Here is a 19,822-nt window from a genome sequence, read left to right on the forward strand (position 1 = left end):
ACTTGATGTATGAAACTTCTCAAAGCTCTTGCTGCCAGCCTGTTCCTGCTGACGCCGATGACGGCCGCGGCAGCTCTCTTTCCGATCTATAAGGCCGAAGGCGACGCCTTGATCGGTGGCGACGCAGCCGCCGGTTTCTTCGGTGAGTTCATCGACTTTGGTTTCGACGGCATCGACGTCGCCATCAACGGCGAGCAGATCGGCGGCACGCTGGTCAGTGATCTGCTGATTTCCAACCTCAACGGGGATACGCTGCTGGCAAGCGCCAGCCTTGCCAGCAGCGTTCTGACCATCAATCCGGTCAACACGGATGGGACCGAAACAGAAGACGTCCTGACCCTGATCTTCGACACCCTATCGGGCGATGATGCAGACCTGTTTGGCGATACAGCCACTGTTGTCTTCTCTTTCTTCGAGGAAACCCAGGACAATGGGCTTTTCTCTCCCGTTGGTGTGGAAGTGTTTTCCGATGTCGCGCCGATCCCGCTGCCAGCCTCATTGCCTCTGCTGGGTCTGGCTGTGGCGGCGATGGTCGGACTTCGCCGGCGGCGCAGCTGACTTCTGCATTACGGGAGTTTGCACGGCCGGGGAATCCTCGACCGTTTCTATTTGACCGGGCCTAGTTGGTGTTGCTTGGGTTTCCCGCATCTCCGGGCTTTCGGGAGATTTGAAATATCACGATCGGAGCCATGGCAAGCAACCCGATACCCATGGTGATCAGCCCCGGCGCGATGAAAAGGAACGAGGCAAGCGCAACCCACCACCGCTCCCAGCGTTTGAGAGGGGCCATCAGGAAGCCGGAGAATGCGACGCCAAGGCTGGCGATCCCCAGCATTGCGCCGATCAGGGTGATGGTGAAGGCGGCCCAGGTGAAACCTTCGGCCACGAGTAAAAGAGCAGGCGAGTAGACAAAGACAAAAGGCACCAGCGCCTTGGCGATCCCCAGCCGAAAGGCGGTGTTGCCGGTCTGGAAAGGGTTGGATCCCGCAATGCCCGCCGCGGCATAGGCGGCAAGCGCGACCGGTGGTGTAATGTCCGCCAGCACACCGTAGTAGAAGACGAAGAAGTGGGCGACCAATGGTTCCACCTGGAGCTGCGCGAGTGCCGGGGCGGCAACAGCTACGAGGATGATGTATGTGGCTGTCGTGGGGATGCCCGCGCCCATGACGATGCAGGACATCGCAATCAGGATCAGCGAGACGAAAAGAGCCCACTGTTCAATGGCGAAATAGCTCAGCGGCCAGAGCGTCGAGAGAAATGCGCCGATATCTGTCGCCGTTTGCACGACCACATAGCCAAGTCGGAAGCCGACACCCGTGAGGGTCACCACGCCAACGACCACACCCACGGTGGCGGCGGCGGCCCCGACGGCCAGTGTGTTCTTGGCGCCGGCCGCCAGTGCATTCCAGAGATCTGTAAGGGTCAGCCGGTTGACCGGATTGAGGAAACCCACCACGACACAAGCGATGATGCCATAGACGGCGGCGTAATCCGGTGTTTTGCCTGATAAGATCAAGTAAACGAGGATTCCCAGTGGAATAATCGACAACCAGTGTTGCTTTAGCACAAGTGCGGCCTTGGGTAATTCCTCGGCGCGCAGGCCTCTGAGGCCCAGTTTCCGGGCTTCGAGGTGCACCATGATGAAGATGCCGAAGTAGTGCAGCAGCGCGGGGAAAAGCGCGGCGGCCAGCACGTCGCGCAGCGGAATTTCGAGGTATTCCACCATGATAAAGGCCGCCGCCCCGAGGATCGGCGGGGTGATCTGCCCACCGGTTGACGCAGTGGCTTCCACGGCGCCGGAGAAATGCGCAGGATAGCCCACGCGCTTCATCGCCGGGATGGTCAGCGCGCCGGTGGTCACCGTGTTGGCAATCGAAGATCCGGAAATGGTGCCCATGAAAGCAGATGAAAAGATCGCGACCTTTGCCGGGCCACCGGAATAGCGCCCGGCAATGACCATGGCCAGATCGATAAAGAGCTGTCCCAGGCCGATCCGCGTGGCCAGCACGCCGAAGAGGATGAAAAGGAAGACGTATTGCGCCATCACGCCGATGGCGACCCCGTAGATGCCCTGATTGGTCATGTATAGGTGATTGATCAACCCCAGCCAGGAGGCGCCGCCGTGTTTCAGGGCACCGGGCATCAGAGGACCAAAGATGGCGAAGATGATGAAGAGCAATGCGATGATCGGCAGGGTGGGGCCGACCGATCGGCGCGTGGCTTCCAGAGTTAAAACCAGCAGGGCCGTGCCCATGAAGACATCAAACTGCGACGGATTGCCGACGCGCTCAGCAACAATGGTTGGCGGGAGGAGCGGCAGATACAGGGCTGCGCCCACGGCAAGCATGGCAAAGACGATATCGAGCAGCGGCACACCCTGCACCCGGTACCAGGCCGGGGTGGCAACTTGCGTGCTCTTGTCGCTACGCCAGCCGAACAGCAGATAGACGAGGCCCAGCACGAACGACAGGTGGATGCCGCGGTGCAGGAGTTCGCGGATCAGCCCAAACCCTGACGCGTAGAAATGATAGACAGACATCGCAACGAGCACGGCGGCAATAACCAGTCCCAAGCCGGGGCCGGTTGCCCGAAATGCGGTTTCAGGATCGAACTTGCGTTCGATTTCAGCCAGCTCTTCGGCGGTCAGTTCTTTATGCGTATCCGATGTCATCTTTGTCCCCCGCCACAGCGTAAAAGGCCCGGACGCATGATCGCATCCGGGCCTTGTTTGGTCAGGTCAGGGTTACTTGAGCAAACCGACTTCCTTGTAGAAACGCTCCGCCCCTGCATGCAGCGGAACGCCGACACCGTTTAGCGCGGTGTCAGGGGTGATTGTCTTGCCCTTGGCGTGGCCTACATCCAGCAATTTGCGGGAATTGTCATTCCACAGCGCCTTGGTGATCTCGTAGATCAGGTCGTCATCTTCCTTGGCAGAGGTGAACCACTGTGCCCCCACGGCGACGGTTGCCGTGGTGCCGACGCCTTCATAGGCGCCTTCCGGAATGTCCGAAGCGGCGAAGAAGCCGTACTTGTCCACCAGAGCATCCGCGCCTGCGCCGTCAATAGGTACAAGCTTGATCTCTGCGGCGGAGGCGAGTTCCACCAGGGAGCCCGTTGGATAGCCCGCGACCACAAAGAAGGCATCGATCTTGCCATTGCGCAGCGCTTCCGATGCGGCACCGCCCTTCAGGGCTTCGGCAGTCACATCTTCAAGGGCGAGGCCGTTGGCTTCGAGGATCAGGTTAGCGTCGACATAGGTGCCGGATCCCGGTTCATCCAAGGACACGCGTTTACCTTTCAGGTCGGCCACCGACTCAATGCCGCTGTCGGCCAGCGCGACGAGGTGAATGTGCTCTTCAAAGAGTGCGGCAATGGTCCGCAGGTCTTCTGCAGGCTCCTTGCCCTCCATGGTGCCCGTGCCGGTGTATGCCCAGTAGGCCACGTCCGATTGTGCAAAGCCGGAGTTCCGCAGGCCGGAGATGATGGCATTCACGTTGTCCACCGATCCGCGCGACGACACCGCAGAGGCGATCAGCCCCTCGACACCGCAAGACCCGCCCGCATCGCATTCGCGCGATCCCGGAGGTTTGGAAATCGCGTTGGCAATCACACCCCCCACCGGGTAGTAGGTGTAGGCGGTGCCGCCGGTCCCGATGGTAAAGAACTTCAGCTCCTGTGCCGAGGCGATCGACGCGAGGCCGACCACCATGGCCGCACCGGCCACCATGCCCTTCAGCGTACCTAGCGAAATTGTCATATCTTTCTCTCCCAATTCTTTTTCAGATACCGCAATGCGTTCTGCCGGGCGGGTCCTGAATTGTCCTTTTCAAAACGACAGTTCGGAGACGCTACTTTGGCAGTTTGCGGAAGGCAAATGCCGTTTTCCCATTTGATCAGAGTGAAATGGCAATGCGCGCTACAAGCGCACCGGTCGGTCTGCTGAAGCGACAAGTGTCTTCACAGGCAAAAGACCGACGGCTAGGCTTGGATCGGGGAGATGCCAAACCATGAAAGACCAAAAAGACGCCGAAAGCGGATACTACGATCCTGATGCATGCGACCTGTCGGACTTCATCGAGATCGTGCAGCGCGAAACCCAGGCTGCCGACGTGCCGCAAGCGACAGGCACTGAAAAAAATGTGCCAATCTACGCCATGCGCACGCTGCGGGGTGTCTTGGATGACCCTGCCGGGCGTTGGAGCCTACTGCAGGAGTGGGCCAGGGTTCTGCTGGACGGACCGGGCGTGCTGGTGCTGTCCGGGGCGTATCAGCAGACGGAGGTTCTCGATCAGGCTACCGCCCTCTACGAGCAGATCATCGCAGAGGAAAGGCAGGTGAGCGGCGGGGGAGGGGATCACTTTGCCGCCGCTGGCGCCAATGATCGGATCTGGAACAGTCTGCAAAAACTGTGTGAGCGGTCGCCGGAGACCTACCTGGGTTATTTTGCGAATGCAGCGGTTGCGGCGGTGTGCGAAGCGTGGCTTGGCCCCGGTTTCCAGATGACAGCGCAGATTAATGTCGTCTATCCCGGCGGGGCCGCGCAAGAGGCGCATCGCGACTATCACCTTGGGTTTCAGACAACAGGGCAGGCGGCGTGTTACCCCGCCCATGTGCATATGTTGTCGCCCACGCTGACCTTGCAGGGCGGTATTGCGCATTGCGATATGCCGGTTGAAAGCGGGCCGACCAAGCTGTTGCCGTTCAGTCAGACCTATCGTCCGGGGTACGTTGCGTTTCGACGGGAGAAGTTCCGCACCTGTTTCGAGGAGCATTGCATCCAGGTCCCACTGTCGAAGGGAGATGCTATCTTCTTCAATCCGGCCCTGTTTCACGCAGCGGGCGAGAACAGGACCAAAGATATCCACCGGATGGCAAACCTGCTGCAAATCTCTTCGGCCTTCGGCCGGGCGATGGAAACGGTGGATCGCAGTGCGATGTGCAAAAAACTCTATCCGAGGATTGCGGCGGCGTTGTCAGAGGGGCGATTGTCCGAGGGTGAGTTGGCCGCCGTCATTGCCTGTACCGCCGAAGGATATGCATTCCCCACCAATCTGGACAGCGACCCACCGACAGGAGGGCTTGCACCCGAGACGCAAGCCGCGTTCTTTGCACGTGCGCTGAAGGAAGGGATGGATGCGGAGAGCTTTGCCCACCGGATTGACGCAATGGACGCCAAACGGCAGGCCTGATCCGGCAAGACGGGGTGGGCGGTCAGACCGTGCCGCCCAGGCTGCCCTCCAACTGCGCCAGCTCCTGCCCACCGGCCATCAGGTCCTGAAGCTCCTCCGGGGTGATTTCGCCGCGCTTTGCCGTCCCGAGGGTCTTGCCCCGGTTCAGCACGGTGAAGCGATCCCCGACCGCCAGCGCGTGGCGCACGTTGTGGGTAATGAACACAACCGCGATACCCTGTTTGCGCACCTTGTCGATGGTCGCCAGCACGTTGGAGGTTTGTCGCACCCCCAATGCCGAGGTCGGCTCGTCCAGGATCAGCACCTTTGCGCCGAAATGCACCGCGCGGGCAATCGCCACGGTCTGCCGTTCGCCTCCCGACAGGGTACCCACCGCCTGATCGGGCCCGCGCAGATTGATGCCCATCTTGCGCATCTCTTCCATGGTGACGCGGTTGGCATAATCGTGATCAAAGAACGTGAGACCGGCGACTTTCTTGACGGGTTCGTTGCCCATGAAGAAATTGCGGCTGACCGACATTAGCGGGATCATCGCCAGATGCTGGTGCACCGTTGCAATCCCGGCGGTGATCGCGTCGCGCGGGTCGGCGAAATCCAGCGGCTTGCCCTCAAAGATGATCTCGCCCGCCGTGGGTTTGTGCACGCCTGACATGGTCTTGATGAAGGTGGATTTGCCCGCACCATTGTCGCCCAGCAGGCAGTGGCATTCACCGGCAAAGACATCAACAGAGACACCGGCAAGGGCAATCACACTGCCAAAGTGTTTCTCAATATCTTTCATCTGGATGATGGGCGGGGTCGCGTTTTGAGAAGCAGACATTAGCGTTCTCCCGTGATGATGCGGCGGATGTAGGTGTTCAGGATCACCGCAAAGAGCAGGATGACCCCCAGGAACACCCGGAACAGGCTGGATTCAACACCGGCAAAGAAGAGGCCCTGCTGCACCACACCAAAGATCAGCGCACCAAGTGCTGCGCCAATGACAGAACCGTATCCGCCGGTCAGAAGCGCGCCGCCAATGACCACGGCGATGATTGCTTCGAATTCCTTCAGCAATCCGCGGTCCGCCCCGGCAGAGCCAAACTCCATCACCTGACAGACGGCCAGAACGGTCGCGCAGAAGGCGGTGAACATGAACATCAGGATTTTCACCTTGTTCACCGGTACACCTGAGTTGCGCGCGGCTTCTGCGTCGCCACCCGAGGCGAAAATCCAGTTTCCGAACCGCGTGCGGGTGAGCAGGATGTGCCCGAAAATGATCAGGACAATGGCCCAGATGATCAGCATCGGGATGCCATCGACCACCGGTTGTCCGGCCCGCGTGCCGCGCTCGAACACACCGATGACGCCGATATCGCCCAGCCACTGAAAAATCGGTTGGCCGATCTTGCCGCCGAAGATGGGGGCAAGCCAGTCACCTTCCGCTGCGTCGCGAATACCGCCGATGATGGTTTTCCGTTCAATGGTCTGAGGAATGTAGATGGTAAAGCCGCGCAGGATAAAGAGAAAGGCCAGCGTCACGATGAAGCTCGGCAGCCCGGTGCGTACAACAATCCAGCCATTGAGCGCCCCAAGCGCGCAGCAGATGGCAAAGGTGATGATGATCGCTATCCACATCGGCCAGGCCAGTACGACGCCGAAAACGGCGATCATCATGCCCGCAAAACCGATCATCGAGCCCACGGAGAGGTCAAACTCGCCTGCGATCATCAGCAGGCAGGCGCCCACCGCGATGATCATGAATTGCGCCGAGACAATGGACCAGTTCATCACGCCCTGGCTGTTGAACATGCCGCTGTCAAAAGCGAAAAGCGCGAACAGGGTGAAAACCGCGAAGGTCCCTACGATCCCGCCAAGTTCAGGGCGGATCAGGGCCCGGCGTAACGGTGAGATTTCTTTGATGCGTTCATCTATCTGCGGGGTGTCCGCCATCGCCTGTCCCTCGGCTTGAAGCGTTTAAGGAATGGGCGGCCGTCGTGATGTGAAGGCCGCCCGGGATGTATTGAGTAGGATCAGCGGAATTCGCCCGCGAACTCTTCAACCTTGGTCAGGCCGTCCTTGGTGACGAAGCCCGGACCGGAGTTGATGTTATTGCCGGGAAGCACGCCGTAGCGGTCCCAGTTGGCCAGGATCACAACCGGCATATAGGCCTGCAGGAAAGGCTGCTGGTCGATGCCCCAGTTGATGGTGCCGTCCTTGATTCCCTTCACGATCTCTTCGCCCAGGTCAAAGGTGCCGAAGTGGATCGCACCGGCCATGCCGTTCTCTTTCAGCGCGGCGATGGTCGGGTCGGCGGACACAGGACCCAGTGTCAGGATGCCGTCCACGTCAGGGTTCGCCGACAGATAGGCCAGGACCTTATTCTTGATCTCTGACGGGTCGGTGCCGCTGTCCATCATCGCGCTGCCAAGATCGATGCCCAGACCATCGGCGTATCCACGGCACCGCTCACCAACGGTCGGCTGCTGGATCGCGTGGTTCACGCAGAGAAAGTTCGTGACCCCTTCGCTGGCGGCGCGCTGCCCTGCGGCGAAGCCTGCATCATACTCCGGCTGACCCACATACATCAGCGCGCCGAGTTCACGGGCCTGATCCGGTGTACCGGTGTTCATGATGATGACATCAATGCCCTGATCCACAGCCGCGCTGATCGGTCCTTTCAGAACGTCATAGTCGGCCAGCGTTGTAATGATTCCGTCTGGCTGGCTGGCAGCTGCCTGCTCGATGATCCGCGCCATGTCGGCAATATCGCCGGTGGGCGGGTTGCGGTATTCAACCTCTGCGCCGACCTGTTCACCGGCAAGCGCAATGCCGTTTTTGATCGTGTTCCACCAGCTGTCGCTATCGGGCGCGTGGCTGACCAGAATGTATTTTTCGCCTTCCGCCGCTGCGGTTTGCGCAGTCATGAAAGGGGCTGCGACAATTGCGGTCGCCAGCACAAGTTTCTTCATCAAGGACGTCATGTTTTCCTCCCAAGGATTCACCGTTCTCGTGGCAAAAGAGTGACTTTGTCACCTCTCCGATTCCAACTAAAGCACGAGGTCGCTAATTTTGCAACCGGTTGCAAAAGCTGACGCATTGATTCATGCTGCAAGTCGGGGGACCGTCAGATAAAAGAGCGCAGACACAAGACCAACGGACAGATTTGACATGGCCATCACATTGAAAGAGGTTGCAGAGCGCGCGGGAGTGTCCCGGTCGGCTGTGTCACGCACTTTCACAGATGGCGCGTCGGTTTCCGAAAAAATGCGCCGTAAGGTCGAGAAGGCCGCGCGTGATCTGGGCTACAGCCCGAATGCGCTGGCATCCTCTTTGACGACCGGGCGCACAAAGCTGATCGGCTTGATTTCCAACAACTTTCACAACCCGATTTTCCTAGAGGTCTTCGATCTTTTTACCCGTGGTCTGCAGGACAGGGGCCTGCGCCCGCTGCTGGTCAACCTTTCGGACGAGACCGACCCGCAGGCCTCGGTGCGGATGCTGCGGCAGTATTCGGTTGATGGTGCGGTGGTGGCCTCCTCCACCCTGCCACCGGGGTTTTCCAAGGCCTTCCGCGACGCGGGCGTGCCCGTTGTACACAGTTTCGGGCGCTATTCCAGCGCGCCCCAGGTGCATGTGGTCGGCATCGATAACGTGGAATGCGGGCGCATGGCAGCGCGCACGCTGGTCGCCCGCGGCTACCGCAAGATCGCCTTCCTTGGTGGCCCCGAAAGCGCCACGTCCACACAAGACCGCTATTCCGGTTTTTTCTCGGAACTGGGTGCGCATCGCGGCCTCACCACCAGCTACAGCTTTGCAGATGCCTATTCCTTTGACGCAGGCCGCCGCGAGATGCTGCGTCTGCTGAAGTCGGACCCGGCGGAGGCCTACTTCTGCGGCGACGACGTGCTTTCCATCGGTGTGCTCTCCGCCATCGCCGATAGCGGGCTGCGCGTGCCCGAGGACATCGGGATCATCGGCCTCAATGACATGGAAATGGCCCGCTGGGAGAACATCAACCTCACGACGATCCACCAGCCGATCCGCCAGATCGTGACGTCGTCTATTGAGCTGATGGTCGCCATGCTCGACGAGCCCGACCGCTACCCCGAGGCGCGGATTTTCCCTTGCTCGATTGTCGAACGCGGGACGCTTAGGCCAGTGGGTTAGGTGTTTGTCCTAGACTCGTTATAAGATCAGATGTCACGGTAAGATCTTTGTCCGTGAAGGCCTGCTCTCAACCGATATGGTGCAGAATAGGCTCGTCGACTTGTGGGATTTGTGGCAATATAGTTCGTTGCAACTGACAGGCGAAACTGACAATGATATCTCCCCGCAGACCTCCGCCCAAGCCTTCAAGGCTCCTGCCGAAAAAGATAAGGCTTTCAGTCGGGATAGTCATATACATTGTTCTTGTGGTTGATTTTTTTTGGTCATCCCCAGATTGGAGTGACCTCTCTTTTGGTGACCGAATCGCTCTTGGAGCGATCATTTCCGGACCGGCTATTCTGTTGCTCGACGCATTACGCGGACCAAGATGAGGTACCTGCTAAACTATCTTCATCGGTCCTCTTCCGATAAACGGCGACGAACTTAAGAGAGAGACCTTCTTGACGACGTCAATCAGTTTGTTCCCATAAATGCCTTTGGCGAAAGAGGGCTGTGGGCCGAGTTTAGCTCACGGCAGCATATATGGCTTTGAAACGTAGCCCAGTCGGTCTTCAGAGTCACCGCAACATCGGTGGCCTTGCATCCACCCACGCACCCTCCGCTTTGGCTGAGTCCACCGCCGCATAGACCGCCGCCATCGACCGCAGGCCATCTCTGGCAGAGGGCAGGGCGTCTCGCATCTCGCCCCGGATCGCAGCGGCCAGATCGACGTAGATATTCGCCACCGCCAGCGGGAAGCCTTCCGGATGCGCAATGGCCACCCGGCTGAGGCGTGTCGCCTCATCCGACAGTCCGCCTTCGCCTTTTTCCATGATCTGCGTCCGCCCACCTACCGGGGTATAATAAACTTGATTGGGCTGCTCCGAGGCCCACCGCATGCCACCCGTCTCGCCAAACACCTGAATGTCGAACCCGTGCTGGCGTCCGATGGCTACCGAGGACGTCCACAGCCGCCCGACCGTGCCGCCCTCCATCCGGAAGTTCACCATCGCATCGTCTTCCAGCATCCGCGAGGGTATGGTCGAGGCGAAATCCGCCGACAGGCTGCGTACCTCATCCCCAGCAATGAAGCTCGCCATGTGCATCGCGTGAATGCCGCAGTCCGCGAACTGCCCCGACACGCCCGCCATCGCCGGATCATACCTCCAGCGCACCCGCGGATTGTCCGCGTCGCCCGCATCGCCGTGATGCCCGTGGCTGAAGTTTGCGACGACCAGCCGCACCTTGCCGATCTGGCCCGTCTTCACCATCTGCCGCATCTCGCGCACCATCGGGTAGGCGGAGTAGCAGTAATTCACCGCGCAAATCTTGCCCGACGCCTCGGCCACGCGCACGATCTCTTCGCCCTCCTCGACGGTCATGGTCATCGGCTTCTCGCAGAGCACGTTGAACCCGGCCTCTAGGAACGCTTTGGTGATCTCGAAATGCGTGCTGTTGGGTGTGGCCACGGTGACCAAATCAACCCGGTCCGTGCGACCCTTTTCACCGTCCAGCATCTCCTGCCAACCGGTATAAGCCCGGTCCGCAGCGACCCCTAGAGATTGCGCATAAGCGCGGCCTTTTTCGGCATCTACGTCCAGTGCGCCAGCGGCCAGCACAAAGTTCCCGTCAGCCTGTGCGCCAAGCCGATGTGCCGGCCCGATCTGGCTGCCCTCGCCGCCGCCAATCATACCCCAGTTCAGTTTTGTCATGAGAGAGGCTCCTTACTGAAAGCCAATGGATTCAAGGTATTCACGGTTCGCCTTCGCGTCGCCCAGAGGGTCCGGATCAAGCAGCGGGTCGCAATCCTGCTCGACCGTGCACCACCCTTCAAAGTCTGCGTCCAGCAGCACCTGACGCACGGTGGGGAAGTCCACATCCCCTTGGCCGAGGTTGCAGAAAATACCCTGCCCGCAGGCGTCATAGAACCCGGTGCGCTTGGCGATCACATCCGCCTTTACCGCCGGATCGATATCCTTGAAGTGCATGTAGGAAATTCGTCCGATGTGCCGCTTCATGAAGGCCACAGGGTCAAAGCCCGCATAGGAATGGTGCCCGGTGTCAAAGCAGATCTTCAGGATGTTTTCATCCACCTCATCCAGCAGCCGCTCCAACTCCGGTTCGAAATCCATGAACCCTGCCGCATGGGCGTGCATGCCCACGGTCAGCCCATATTCCTCTGCCCCCATCTTCGCGATGGTTGCGATGCGGTCGCGGTATGCGTTCCATTCGGCACTTTCCATTTGCTCGGCTTCCGAAGCACGCCCTGCTGTGGGCGCACGGCGTGGCGAAATGGAGTCGATCAGCACCAGATGCTGCGCGCCGTGGGCCGCCAGCGCCTTGCAGGTGCGCACCGAGCCGTCCAACACATCGTCCCAGGCCCCCGGATCGTGAAAGGGCCGGAACACGACCCCCCCGATCAGCTCCAGATCATGTTCTGCCAACGCCTCACCCAGCTGTGACGGATCTTCCGGCATGAAACCGACGGGGCCCAGCTCAATGCCCTTGTATCCTGCTTCCGCACAGTCTTTGAGTACCGACTGCCATGTCGGGTTGCGCGCGTCATTTGCAAACTCCACACCCCAGGAGCAGGGCGCATTGCCAATCCGTATTGTCATGAGAGCCCTTTCTTGGGTCAGAAGTCGGAAATCTCTTTCCAGGTTTTGTCTTTAGAAGACGCCATGGCCGCGGCAATCACGCGGTTCACCTCCATACCGTCCTTGAACGTCGGCCAGACCGGCTGCCCGGTCTCAATGGCCCGCAGAAAATCGCGGGCCTCGATGATGATTTGGTCCTGATAACCGGTGCCATGCCCTGGCCCCTGGCAGAAGGGTTCGTAGTCAGGATGGGCCGGGCCGGTCAGGATCTTGGTGAACCCCCGCGTCGCCTCCGCTCCCTCGGCACGATAGAGCCATAGCGCGTTCTGATCTTCCTGATCGAACCGAATGGCCCCCTTTGTCCCGGTGGCTTCATAGGCATAGCCCATTTTGCGCCCCGTGGAGATGCGGGAAAAATACATTTGCCCCATTGCGCCGCCTGCAAAGCGGCACATCATCTGGCCATGATCGTCATTGGTAACTGTGCCGCCGGGGCGGGTCGCGTGAACCGTCTCGACTTCGGAAATCAACCGCTCAATGGGCCCCAGCAGGGCAAGCGCTGCGTTGATCATATGCGGCGCAAGATCCCCCATGGTGCCGTTGGCGTCCCCGTCGGTGCGCCAGGAGGCGGGCGTTTGCGGATTGGCGAGGAAGTCTTCCGTATGCTCGCCCCGGAACCACGTTACATCGCCGATCACCCCGTCCGCGACTAGCTGACGCGCATATTGGCTGGCGGGCGTCCGAATATAGTTGAAGCCGGTCATATTCGCGACACCGGCCGCATCGGCAGCAGCCACCATTGCCCGGCTGTCGTCCAGCGAGGCGCCAAGCGGCTTTTCACAGAACACCGGCTTACCTAGCGCAAAGGCCGCGTCGGCAATGGCGCGATGGGTCTCCTGCGGGCTGGCGATCACAACGGCCTCCACGCCCGGGTCATTCACCAGAACCTGCCAGTCATCGGTGGCACGCGCAAACCCATAGGCAGCCCGATATCGCTCGGCGCTTTCTGGAGAGGTGGCGCAGATCATCTCCAGCCGCGGCCTGCGTGCTGTGTCGAACACCGCGCCAACAGCTGACATCGCGACCGCATGGGCCTTGCCCATGTAGCCGCCACCGACGATGCCTATCCCAATCTCAGCCATCGGCGCGTCCTTTTTTGAGAATCCGTTTGCAACCGGTTGCAAAATTAGTATCGTGAGAGTCGAAGCTGTTCAAGCCGCGAAATGATCTGGTCGCAATAATCGCCCGAAGGACCTCTGTATCCATGACCACTCAGACCCTGACCACCGCGCAGGCCATCATCCAATGGCTCGACAATCAGTTTATCGAAATCGATGGCGTCGAAATGCGGATCTGTGGGGGCGGCTTTGGCATTTTCGGCCACGGCAATGTGCCCTGTCTGGGCGAAGCGCTCTATAATGTGCGGGACACTCTGCCGCTCTATCGCGGTCAGAACGAGCAGAGCATGGGCTTTGCCGCCGCAGGGTACGCCAAGCAGTGGCTGCGCCAACGGTTCATGTTCTGCACCGCGTCTGCAGGACCGGGCACGTCGAACCTGGTGACCTCGGCGGCGCTGGCCCATGCGAACCGTCTGCCGATGCTGCTGCTCTGTGGCGATACCTATGTCACGCGCCTGCCGGACCCGGTGCTGCAGCAGATGGAGCATTTCCACGACCCGACCTTCGGTGTGAATGATGCGTTCAAATCGGTCAGCCGTTACTGGGATCGGATCACCCATCCCGCGCAGATCATCCAGTCGCTGCCCGCAGCCCTGGCCACACTGCTCGATCCGGCGGATTGCGGCCCCGCCTTCATTGGCTTGCCACAGGACGTGCAAGGCTGGACCTTTGACTACCCCGACGAATTCTTCGAAAAGCGCGTGCATCGCATTCGCCGTCAAACACCGGACGCCGCCGAAATCGTGGATGCCGCCGCGCTGCTGAAAACCGCCAGACGCCCGATGATCATCGCGGGGGGTGGGGTGCAGTATTCCCGCGCTGTGGCCGAGCTGACAGCCTTTGCCGAAGCGCATCAGATTCCCGTGGTCGAGACCATTGCGGGCCGGGCCAACCTGATTGACACGCACCCGCTGAACATTGGACCCATCGGTGTAACCGGATCAGATAGCGCAAATGCCATTGCCGAGCGGGCCGATGTGATCCTCGCAGTGGGTACACGGCTGCAGGATTTCACTACCGGCTCCTGGACGGCCTTTGCCAAAGACGCGCGGTTCATCTCGCTCAATGCAGGTCGCCACGACGCGGGCAAGCATCGCTCTCTTCCGGTGGTGGGCGATGCCAAACTGGGGCTGACAGCAATGGGTGAGGCACTCGACAGCTATACCGCGCCCGGTGAGTGGGTCGAGCACGCGCAGTCCGAGCGGACAAAATGGAACGCTTACGTGGCCGACAACGTCTCCTATGGCGACAACCGCCCCAACTCCTATGCCCAGGCCATCGGCGTGGTGAACGCGCTCTGTGATCCGCGCGACCGGGTTGTGGCAGCAGCGGGCGGTCTGCCTGCGGAGGTCACAGCCAACTGGCGCACGCTCGATCCGGGCACCGTGGACGTCGAATTCGGCTTTTCCTGCATGGGCTATGAAATCGCTGGCGCCTGGGGCGCACGCATCGCCCAGTCCCAACGCGAGCCGGAGCGCGATACGATCACCTTCTGCGGCGATGGCTCTTATCTGATGCTAAACTCCGACATCTACTCCTCGGTGCTCACGGGCAAAAAGCTGATCATCCTCCTGCTCGATAACGGGGGCTTTGCGGTGATCAACAAGCTGCAAAACAATACCGGCAACGAGAGCTTCAACAACCTCATCGCAGATTGCCCTACAGTGCCCGAGCCCTTTGCCGTGGACTTCGAGGCGCATGCTGCCTCCATGGGTGCCAATGCCGAAACCGTTCAAAATCCCACCGAACTGGCTGAGGCGTTCAAACGCGCCCAAGCCGCTGACAAGACCTCTGTGATCGTCATGAAGGTCGACGCCTACGAAGGCTGGACCACGCAGGGGCACACCTGGTGGGAATGCGGCACGCCGCAGGTCTCGACGTCGGAGAAGGTGCGCGCGGCCCACGCCGAATGGGAAAGCGCGCGTGTTCGCCAGCGAAGGGGTATCTGATGCTGCAGGAGGCGCTTGCTACTGGCAATTTCCTGGTCGTCGGCCGGGTCGGGATGGATTTCTTCCCTGATCCGCCGGGCACCCGTACCCGCGACGCCACGGTGATGCGCGTGGGCATGGGCGGGTCTGCCGCCAACACCGCCGCCGGTCTGGTGAAATTGGGCTGCAAAGCCGCATTGGTCACGGCGGTGTCGGATGATGCGGTCGGTTGGTATTGCGAAGGGCAGCTCGATCACTACGGCGTTGACCGCAGTTATGTGAAGCGCGTGCGCGGTGAATACCGCACGTCGCTTGCGGTCTACGAGACCCGCATCGAAGAGCACCAATCTGTCATCTACCGCAACAATGCGGCTGATTTTCAGATGGATGCTGCCGACATCGACGCCATCGACTTCACCGCTTACGGTGCCGTCATCACTGCGGGTACGGTCTTTGCGGCTGAACCCTCCCGCAGCGCCGCCTTCCGCGCCTTTGACAAGGCCAAGGAGGCGGGCCTGCCGATCCTCTTTGACATTGACTACCGCCCCTACAGCTGGCCCTCGGCGGCAGAGGCTGAAGAGGTGCTAACACGGGCGGGCGCCATGGCCGATGTGATCGTCGGCAATGACGAGGAATTCGGCTTTATGGCCGGCCAAATCGACAGGGGCCTTGCCAAGGCCCGCGCACTCGCCGAGACCAGCGCCCAAATGGTGATCTACAAGATGGGCCCCAAAGGCGCGATCACCTTTGCGGATGGCACGGAGACGCGTACCGGCATCTACCCTGTCGAGGCGGTGAAACCGACCGGCGCAGGCGACAGTTTCATGGCCGGGCTGCTGGCCAGCCTTTCCAAAGGGCGCCCGCTGAAGGAGGCGGTCCTGCGCGGCTCCGCCTGTGCCTCTGTCGTCGTGGCCAAGCCCGGCTGCTCTCCCGCGATGCCCGACACCGATGAACTCGAGGCGTTTCTCGCCACTCACCCCGGCCCGACCGCGGCCCAGGAAGGATAACCCATGCACATAGCCCCGCACGACAACCAGAACACACCCATCGTGAATGCGGACGACCCGACTGTCCCGCTGAATTACTTCAACATCGTCAAGTTGGAACAGGGCCAGAGCTTTGAGTACCAGGTGCCGGGCTATGAGACCTGCATCGTGCCCGCCACTGGCACCGTCGATGTGGAGGTCGAGGGGGTTTCCTTCGCCGCACTTGGCAATCGCGGCGAAGATGTCTGGGACGGCGAACCCGAGGGCGTCTATGTGCCCGTCGGCGCCAAGGTCCGCATGACGTGCACCTCCGAGGCGACCGAGACATTCATCGCAGGTGCCAAATACGACAAGGTGCTGGAGCCCTTCGACGTGCGCGTGCCCGAGCTCGACAAGGTGCAATACGGCTCCGACGACACCAAGACGCACCGCAAGATCAAGCACATCCTCGGCCAGAAACAGCATGGCAAAGTGGGTCGGCTGCTGGTGTCTGAGCTCTTTACAGTGGGGCAGGGTGGCTGGTCGGGTTTTCCCGCGCACAAGCACGACACGGATAACCTGCCGCATGAGACGCGCCATGATGAGACCTATAATTTCCGCTTCCGGCCCAATCACGGCTCGGGCGTGCAGATCCTGCAGCGCGAAGAGGGCAAGCCGGGGGATGCTTACCAGCTGATGGATGGCTCCACCATTTGCATCGACAAGGGCTATCACCCCTGCGCGGTCATGCCGGGCTACGAGATGTACTACTTCACGATCCTCGGCGGCCTCTCGCAGCGCAGCCTCGTGCAGTACTTCCAGCCGACCCATGCCTATCAGATCGAGACGATCCCGGGCATCAAGGACATGGTGGCGAAGTTCAAGTGAAGCTGCTCGCAACGTCGCAAGATGTAGAGAGGGTCACCCCCGCCCGCAGGCACGGGGCTGCCCGGCGGTGCCGCCGGGCGATTACGCCCAATTCAACGATCTGCAAGGGGATGTAGCCCATGCCCCTCGTTACCCTCTCGGACGTCCTGAAACCTGCGCTGAAGCGGGGCCACGCCATTGCGGGCCTGGTCACCCTCGGTTGGGAGGACATGCGCGCCTACGTAGCCGCCGCCGAAGCCGAAAGCGTCCCCGTCATCCTGCAGGCGGGTCCTTCTTGCCGTGAGCACACGCCGCTACCCGTTCTTGGCAAGATGTTCCGTCACCTCGCCGAAAGCTCCAGCGTGCCTGTCGTTGCTCACCTTGATCATGGCTATACCGCTGACGAGTGCCGCGAGGCTCTGGAGTCGGGTTTCACTTCGCTGATGTTCGACGGCTCTCGCCTGCCGCTGCAACAGAATATCGACGAGACCGCGGCCATAGCGGAAATGGCCCACAGCGCGGGCATCTCCTGCGAGGGTGAGATTGGCTTTGTCGGCTACGCACAGGGCGAAACCTCGGAAGGCACCAACCCTGAGGAGGCCGCGACATTCGCCCGCGAGACAAAGGTCGATGCCATGGCGATTTCGGTTGGCAACGTGCACCTGCAGGAAAACAAGGAAGGCGGACTCGATGAGCCACGTATCCGCACCATCGAAGCGCTGACCGACACGCCACTGGTGATCCACGGCGGCTCCGGTGTGCCGATGGCGCAACGTCTGCACCTTGCGCGGAGCTCTAACATCTGCAAATTCAACATCGGCACTGAGCTGCGCATGGCCTTTGGAGACGCGCTGCGCGAGGCCGTCAACAGCAACCCCAGCCGCTTTGACCGCGTGCAGATCCTGAAAGACACTCACGACCCAATGGTCGCGGCCACCCGCGCCGTGCTGCGCGGTTTTAAGGGAGAAGATCAATGCTGAACATCGGGCTTCTGGGCTGCGGACGCATTGGCGTGGTGCACGCAGGCTCCATAGCGCGGATAGAGGGTGCACGTGTCGCCGCCGTCTCAGATGCCGTGCCTGCAGCCGCGGATGCGCTCGCGGCCAAGACCGGTGCGCAAGTACTCGACAGCGCAGCACTCATCGCCAGCCCGGAGGTGGATGCGGTGGTCATCGGCACGCCGACCGACACGCATTACGACCTGATCCATGCTGCTGCCAAAGCAGGCAAGGCGATCTTTTGTGAAAAACCCATCGATATGTCCGCCGATCGCATCCGCGATTGCATCGAGGCGGTTGAGGCCGCAGGCGTGCCCTTCATGACCGCCTTCAACCGACGGTTCGACCCGAACTTTGCACATTTGCAAGCGTGCCTCGCCGCAGGCGACATAGGCGACGCCGAGATCATCACGATCCTGTCGCGCGATCCGTCGCCACCACCTGTCAGCTACATCACAAGCTCCGGTGGGATCTTCCGCGACATGATGATCCATGATCTCGACATGGCACGGTTCCTTTTGGGCGAGGAACCGACAACTGTCTTCGCGGTGGGCAGTGCGCTTGTCGATCCGGAGATCGGCGTTGCAGGGGACGCCGACACCGCCGCTGTCACGCTCACCACCGTCAGCGGTAGGATCTGCCAGATCAGCAATTCCCGCCGGGCGACATACGGTTACGATCAGCGGATTGAGGTGCATGGGTCAGGCGGCATGCTGCGTGCCGCGAATGTTCAGGAGCACACCATCGAGACCGCTAACGCGCGAGGCTTTGCCACGGCACCTGCCAAACACTTCTTCCTTGAACGCTACGAGGCGGCGTACCTGGCTGAGATGCAGCACTTTGTGACAGCGGTCCGTGACGGGACGGTGCTCGCCCCTGGCATCACTGACGGGCTGCGCGCCCAGATGTTGGCCGACGCCGCCAGTCAATCGTGGGAGACGGGCCAGCCCGTGAAGCTTTAGCCGGTCACCGTCTGCTTTACCCGGCCTGCCAGACCGGTCAACTGATCGGCCAGCGGCGTCGATTTCCGCCAAACCATGCCAATGGTGCGGGTGGGTTCGGGCCGTTTGAAGTGCGCGACAGAGACATCCGCCGAGCGGGTTTCAAGTGCCACCGCCATCTCGGGGATCAGTGTCACGCCGAGGCCGCTGGCCACCATCTGCACCAGCGTGGAGAGCGAACTGCCCTCCATGCTTTCGCGCGGCAGGTTGGACGGGGTACCACAAAAGGCCAGCGCTTGATCCCGAAAGCAATGACCTTCTTCCAGCAGCAAAAGACGCATTTTGCTGAGGGTTTCACTGCTTGGTACCGGTTTTTCCGCGTCGGACAAGCTGCGCACCAGAACAAAGCTCTCGTCAAACAAGGGCACCTCGGTCAGGCCGGGCTCCGAGATCGGCAGCGCCACCAGCGCCACATCCAACTGTCCGCCCAGCAGATCAAAGATCAGGTTTTCCGTCTGTGTCTCCCGGATGCGCAGGTCAAGCCGGGGGTAGGCGTCATTCAGATCGGCAACGAGACGGGGTAACAGGTAGGGCCCGACGGTGGGAATGATGCCCAGCCGCAACTTGCCGATCAACCCGGCCTGTGATGCGCGCGCGAGGTCCGAGAGGTCATCTATCGAGCGTAGAATAGGCCGGACCCGTTGGGCAAATTCCTCTCCGAACGAGGTTAGGCGGATGTGGCGCGCGTGCCGCTCAAAGAGCAGTTGGCCAAGGGTTTCCTCCAACTCCTTGATTTGCACGGAAATCGCGGGTTGGGAGATCGAGCACGCCTCTGCCGCGCGCCCAAAATGCCCATGCAGGGCGACGGCTTCAAAGTATCGCAGCTGCCTGATCGTGAAGTTTTCCATAGGATGAAGTTATCACTGCCATAATAAATTTCAAATTCAATGTATGGGTCGACTCTGTTATTCTACGCGCGACCGCACGCGCTGTGGTACCCGGAATTCAACCCACATCAACCCCGATCGGAG

General features: G+C 60.6%; 17 protein-coding genes. 8 read left to right on the forward strand and 9 right to left on the reverse strand.

Translation table 11 applies throughout. The annotated features are described in order from the left end of the window. Nucleotides 1-9 precede the first annotated feature (9 nt). Complete coding sequence (locus tag Q1A07_RS18955; protein ID WP_299783600.1) at nucleotides 10-558, forward strand: VPLPA-CTERM sorting domain-containing protein; 549 nt, start codon at nucleotides 10-12, stop codon at nucleotides 556-558. A gap of 61 nt (nucleotides 559-619) precedes the next feature. On the opposite strand, the gene Q1A07_RS18960 is transcribed toward Q1A07_RS18955, so the two are convergent. Together Q1A07_RS18960 and Q1A07_RS18965 are read right to left on the reverse strand one after the other, a co-directional pair. Then, nucleotides 620-2,671, reverse strand: coding sequence for a TRAP transporter fused permease subunit (locus Q1A07_RS18960; protein WP_299783601.1), 2,052 nt, complete (start codon nucleotides 2,669-2,671; stop codon nucleotides 620-622). Between the two features lie 72 nt (nucleotides 2,672-2,743). Beyond that, nucleotides 2,744-3,757: a TAXI family TRAP transporter solute-binding subunit gene (locus Q1A07_RS18965; RefSeq protein WP_299783602.1), complete on the reverse strand. Its 1,014-nt coding sequence runs from the start codon at nucleotides 3,755-3,757 to the stop codon at nucleotides 2,744-2,746. A 250-nt stretch (nucleotides 3,758-4,007) separates the two neighbouring features. Here Q1A07_RS18965 and Q1A07_RS18970 point away from each other — a divergent pair, with 250 nt between their 5' ends. Next, complete coding sequence (locus tag Q1A07_RS18970) at nucleotides 4,008-5,189, forward strand: phytanoyl-CoA dioxygenase family protein (protein ID WP_299783603.1); 1,182 nt, start codon at nucleotides 4,008-4,010, stop codon at nucleotides 5,187-5,189. Nucleotides 5,190-5,211: 22 nt separating this feature from the next. Here the strand turns inward: Q1A07_RS18970 and Q1A07_RS18975 are convergent, their stop codons facing one another. From Q1A07_RS18975 to Q1A07_RS18985, 3 genes are all read right to left on the reverse strand, one after another. Then, the gene (locus tag Q1A07_RS18975) at nucleotides 5,212-6,009 is read right to left on the reverse strand and encodes an ATP-binding cassette domain-containing protein (protein WP_299783604.1); all 798 of its coding nucleotides are present in this window, start codon (nucleotides 6,007-6,009) and stop codon (nucleotides 5,212-5,214) included. Beyond that, nucleotides 6,009-7,121: an ABC transporter permease gene (locus tag Q1A07_RS18980; RefSeq protein WP_299783605.1), complete on the reverse strand. Its 1,113-nt coding sequence runs from the start codon at nucleotides 7,119-7,121 to the stop codon at nucleotides 6,009-6,011. Before Q1A07_RS18980 ends, Q1A07_RS18975 begins: the two co-directional genes overlap by 1 nt. Before the next feature lie 80 nt (nucleotides 7,122-7,201). Next, on the reverse strand, nucleotides 7,202-8,152 hold the full coding sequence (locus Q1A07_RS18985) for a sugar ABC transporter substrate-binding protein (protein WP_299783606.1): 951 nt from the start codon (nucleotides 8,150-8,152) through the stop codon (nucleotides 7,202-7,204). A 187-nt stretch (nucleotides 8,153-8,339) separates the two neighbouring features. Here Q1A07_RS18985 and Q1A07_RS18990 point away from each other — a divergent pair, with 187 nt between their 5' ends. Then, on the forward strand, nucleotides 8,340-9,338 hold the full coding sequence (locus Q1A07_RS18990) for a LacI family DNA-binding transcriptional regulator (protein WP_299783607.1): 999 nt from the start codon (nucleotides 8,340-8,342) through the stop codon (nucleotides 9,336-9,338). A gap of 557 nt (nucleotides 9,339-9,895) precedes the next feature. Here Q1A07_RS18990 and Q1A07_RS18995 read toward each other — a convergent pair. Genes Q1A07_RS18995 through Q1A07_RS19005 form a run of 3 tightly spaced genes read right to left on the reverse strand, consistent with a single transcriptional unit; the run spans nucleotide 9,896 to nucleotide 13,056 of the window. Further along, nucleotides 9,896-11,029 carry a Gfo/Idh/MocA family oxidoreductase gene (locus tag Q1A07_RS18995; protein WP_299783608.1) on the reverse strand — a complete coding sequence of 378 codons (1,134 nt, stop codon included), beginning with the start codon at nucleotides 11,027-11,029 and terminating at the stop codon, nucleotides 9,896-9,898. A 12-nt stretch (nucleotides 11,030-11,041) separates the two neighbouring features. Further along, nucleotides 11,042-11,935 carry a TIM barrel protein gene (locus tag Q1A07_RS19000; RefSeq protein WP_299783609.1) on the reverse strand — a complete coding sequence of 298 codons (894 nt, stop codon included), beginning with the start codon at nucleotides 11,933-11,935 and terminating at the stop codon, nucleotides 11,042-11,044. Between the two features lie 17 nt (nucleotides 11,936-11,952). Further along, nucleotides 11,953-13,056 (reverse strand): Gfo/Idh/MocA family oxidoreductase, encoded by a 1,104-nt coding sequence (locus Q1A07_RS19005; protein ID WP_299783610.1) that lies wholly within the window; start codon nucleotides 13,054-13,056, stop codon nucleotides 11,953-11,955. 122 nt (nucleotides 13,057-13,178) lie between these two features. Here Q1A07_RS19005 and iolD point away from each other — a divergent pair, with 122 nt between their 5' ends. The 5 genes from iolD to iolG all read left to right on the forward strand — a co-directional run bounded on the left by iolD (nucleotide 13,179) and on the right by iolG (nucleotide 18,812). Then, nucleotides 13,179-15,041, forward strand: a complete 1,863-nt coding sequence (iolD, locus tag Q1A07_RS19010) for a 3D-(3,5/4)-trihydroxycyclohexane-1,2-dione acylhydrolase (decyclizing) (protein ID WP_299783611.1) — start codon at nucleotides 13,179-13,181, stop codon at nucleotides 15,039-15,041. Continuing rightward, nucleotides 15,041-16,027, forward strand: coding sequence for a 5-dehydro-2-deoxygluconokinase (gene iolC, locus Q1A07_RS19015; protein WP_299783612.1), 987 nt, complete (start codon nucleotides 15,041-15,043; stop codon nucleotides 16,025-16,027). Before iolD ends, iolC begins: the two co-directional genes overlap by 1 nt. Before the next feature lie 3 nt (nucleotides 16,028-16,030). Beyond that, the gene (locus tag Q1A07_RS19020; protein WP_299783613.1) at nucleotides 16,031-16,873 is read left to right on the forward strand and encodes a 5-deoxy-glucuronate isomerase; all 843 of its coding nucleotides are present in this window, start codon (nucleotides 16,031-16,033) and stop codon (nucleotides 16,871-16,873) included. A 119-nt stretch (nucleotides 16,874-16,992) separates the two neighbouring features. Then, nucleotides 16,993-17,832, forward strand: coding sequence for a class II fructose-bisphosphate aldolase (locus Q1A07_RS19025; protein WP_299783614.1), 840 nt, complete (start codon nucleotides 16,993-16,995; stop codon nucleotides 17,830-17,832). Next, nucleotides 17,826-18,812, forward strand: coding sequence for an inositol 2-dehydrogenase (iolG, locus tag Q1A07_RS19030; RefSeq protein ID WP_299783615.1), 987 nt, complete (start codon nucleotides 17,826-17,828; stop codon nucleotides 18,810-18,812). The genes Q1A07_RS19025 and iolG overlap by 7 nt, the downstream gene beginning before the upstream one ends. On the opposite strand, the gene Q1A07_RS19035 is transcribed toward iolG, so the two are convergent. Continuing rightward, nucleotides 18,809-19,699: a hydrogen peroxide-inducible genes activator gene (locus tag Q1A07_RS19035; RefSeq protein ID WP_299783616.1), complete on the reverse strand. Its 891-nt coding sequence runs from the start codon at nucleotides 19,697-19,699 to the stop codon at nucleotides 18,809-18,811. The two genes, iolG and Q1A07_RS19035, sit on opposite strands and share 4 nt — an antisense overlap. Nucleotides 19,700-19,822: the final 123 nt, after the last annotated feature.

Source organism: uncultured Roseobacter sp. (genome assembly GCF_947492555.1).
Taxonomy (GTDB): Bacteria; Pseudomonadota; Alphaproteobacteria; order Rhodobacterales; family Rhodobacteraceae; genus Roseobacter.

What these genes read in the sequence shown, in the direction of transcription:
- Q1A07_RS19035 (WP_299783616.1), bottom strand. Translation starts at nt 19,699, where the DNA reads ATGGAAAACTTCACGATCAGGCAGCTGCGATACTTTGAAGCCGTCGCC.
- Q1A07_RS18975 (WP_299783604.1), bottom strand. Translation starts at nt 6,009, where the DNA reads ATGTCTGCTTCTCAAAACGCGACCCCGCCCATCATCCAGATGAAAGAT.
- Q1A07_RS18985 (WP_299783606.1), bottom strand. Translation starts at nt 8,152, where the DNA reads ATGACGTCCTTGATGAAGAAACTTGTGCTGGCGACCGCAATTGTCGCA.
- Q1A07_RS18960 (WP_299783601.1), bottom strand. Translation starts at nt 2,671, where the DNA reads ATGACATCGGATACGCATAAAGAACTGACCGCCGAAGAGCTGGCTGAA.
- Q1A07_RS19005 (WP_299783610.1), bottom strand. Translation starts at nt 13,056, where the DNA reads ATGGCTGAGATTGGGATAGGCATCGTCGGTGGCGGCTACATGGGCAAG.
- iolD (WP_299783611.1), top strand. Translation starts at nt 13,179, where the DNA reads ATGACCACTCAGACCCTGACCACCGCGCAGGCCATCATCCAATGGCTC.
- Q1A07_RS19025 (WP_299783614.1), top strand. Translation starts at nt 16,993, where the DNA reads ATGCCCCTCGTTACCCTCTCGGACGTCCTGAAACCTGCGCTGAAGCGG.
- Q1A07_RS18970 (WP_299783603.1), top strand. Translation starts at nt 4,008, where the DNA reads ATGAAAGACCAAAAAGACGCCGAAAGCGGATACTACGATCCTGATGCA.
- Q1A07_RS18990 (WP_299783607.1), top strand. Translation starts at nt 8,340, where the DNA reads ATGGCCATCACATTGAAAGAGGTTGCAGAGCGCGCGGGAGTGTCCCGG.
- Q1A07_RS19000 (WP_299783609.1), bottom strand. Translation starts at nt 11,935, where the DNA reads ATGACAATACGGATTGGCAATGCGCCCTGCTCCTGGGGTGTGGAGTTT.
- Q1A07_RS19020 (WP_299783613.1), top strand. Translation starts at nt 16,031, where the DNA reads ATGCACATAGCCCCGCACGACAACCAGAACACACCCATCGTGAATGCG.
- Q1A07_RS18980 (WP_299783605.1), bottom strand. Translation starts at nt 7,121, where the DNA reads ATGGCGGACACCCCGCAGATAGATGAACGCATCAAAGAAATCTCACCG.
- Q1A07_RS18955 (WP_299783600.1), top strand. Translation starts at nt 10, where the DNA reads ATGAAACTTCTCAAAGCTCTTGCTGCCAGCCTGTTCCTGCTGACGCCG.
- Q1A07_RS18995 (WP_299783608.1), bottom strand. Translation starts at nt 11,029, where the DNA reads ATGACAAAACTGAACTGGGGTATGATTGGCGGCGGCGAGGGCAGCCAG.
- Q1A07_RS18965 (WP_299783602.1), bottom strand. Translation starts at nt 3,757, where the DNA reads ATGACAATTTCGCTAGGTACGCTGAAGGGCATGGTGGCCGGTGCGGCC.
- iolG (WP_299783615.1), top strand. Translation starts at nt 17,826, where the DNA reads ATGCTGAACATCGGGCTTCTGGGCTGCGGACGCATTGGCGTGGTGCAC.
- iolC (WP_299783612.1), top strand. Translation starts at nt 15,041, where the DNA reads ATGCTGCAGGAGGCGCTTGCTACTGGCAATTTCCTGGTCGTCGGCCGG.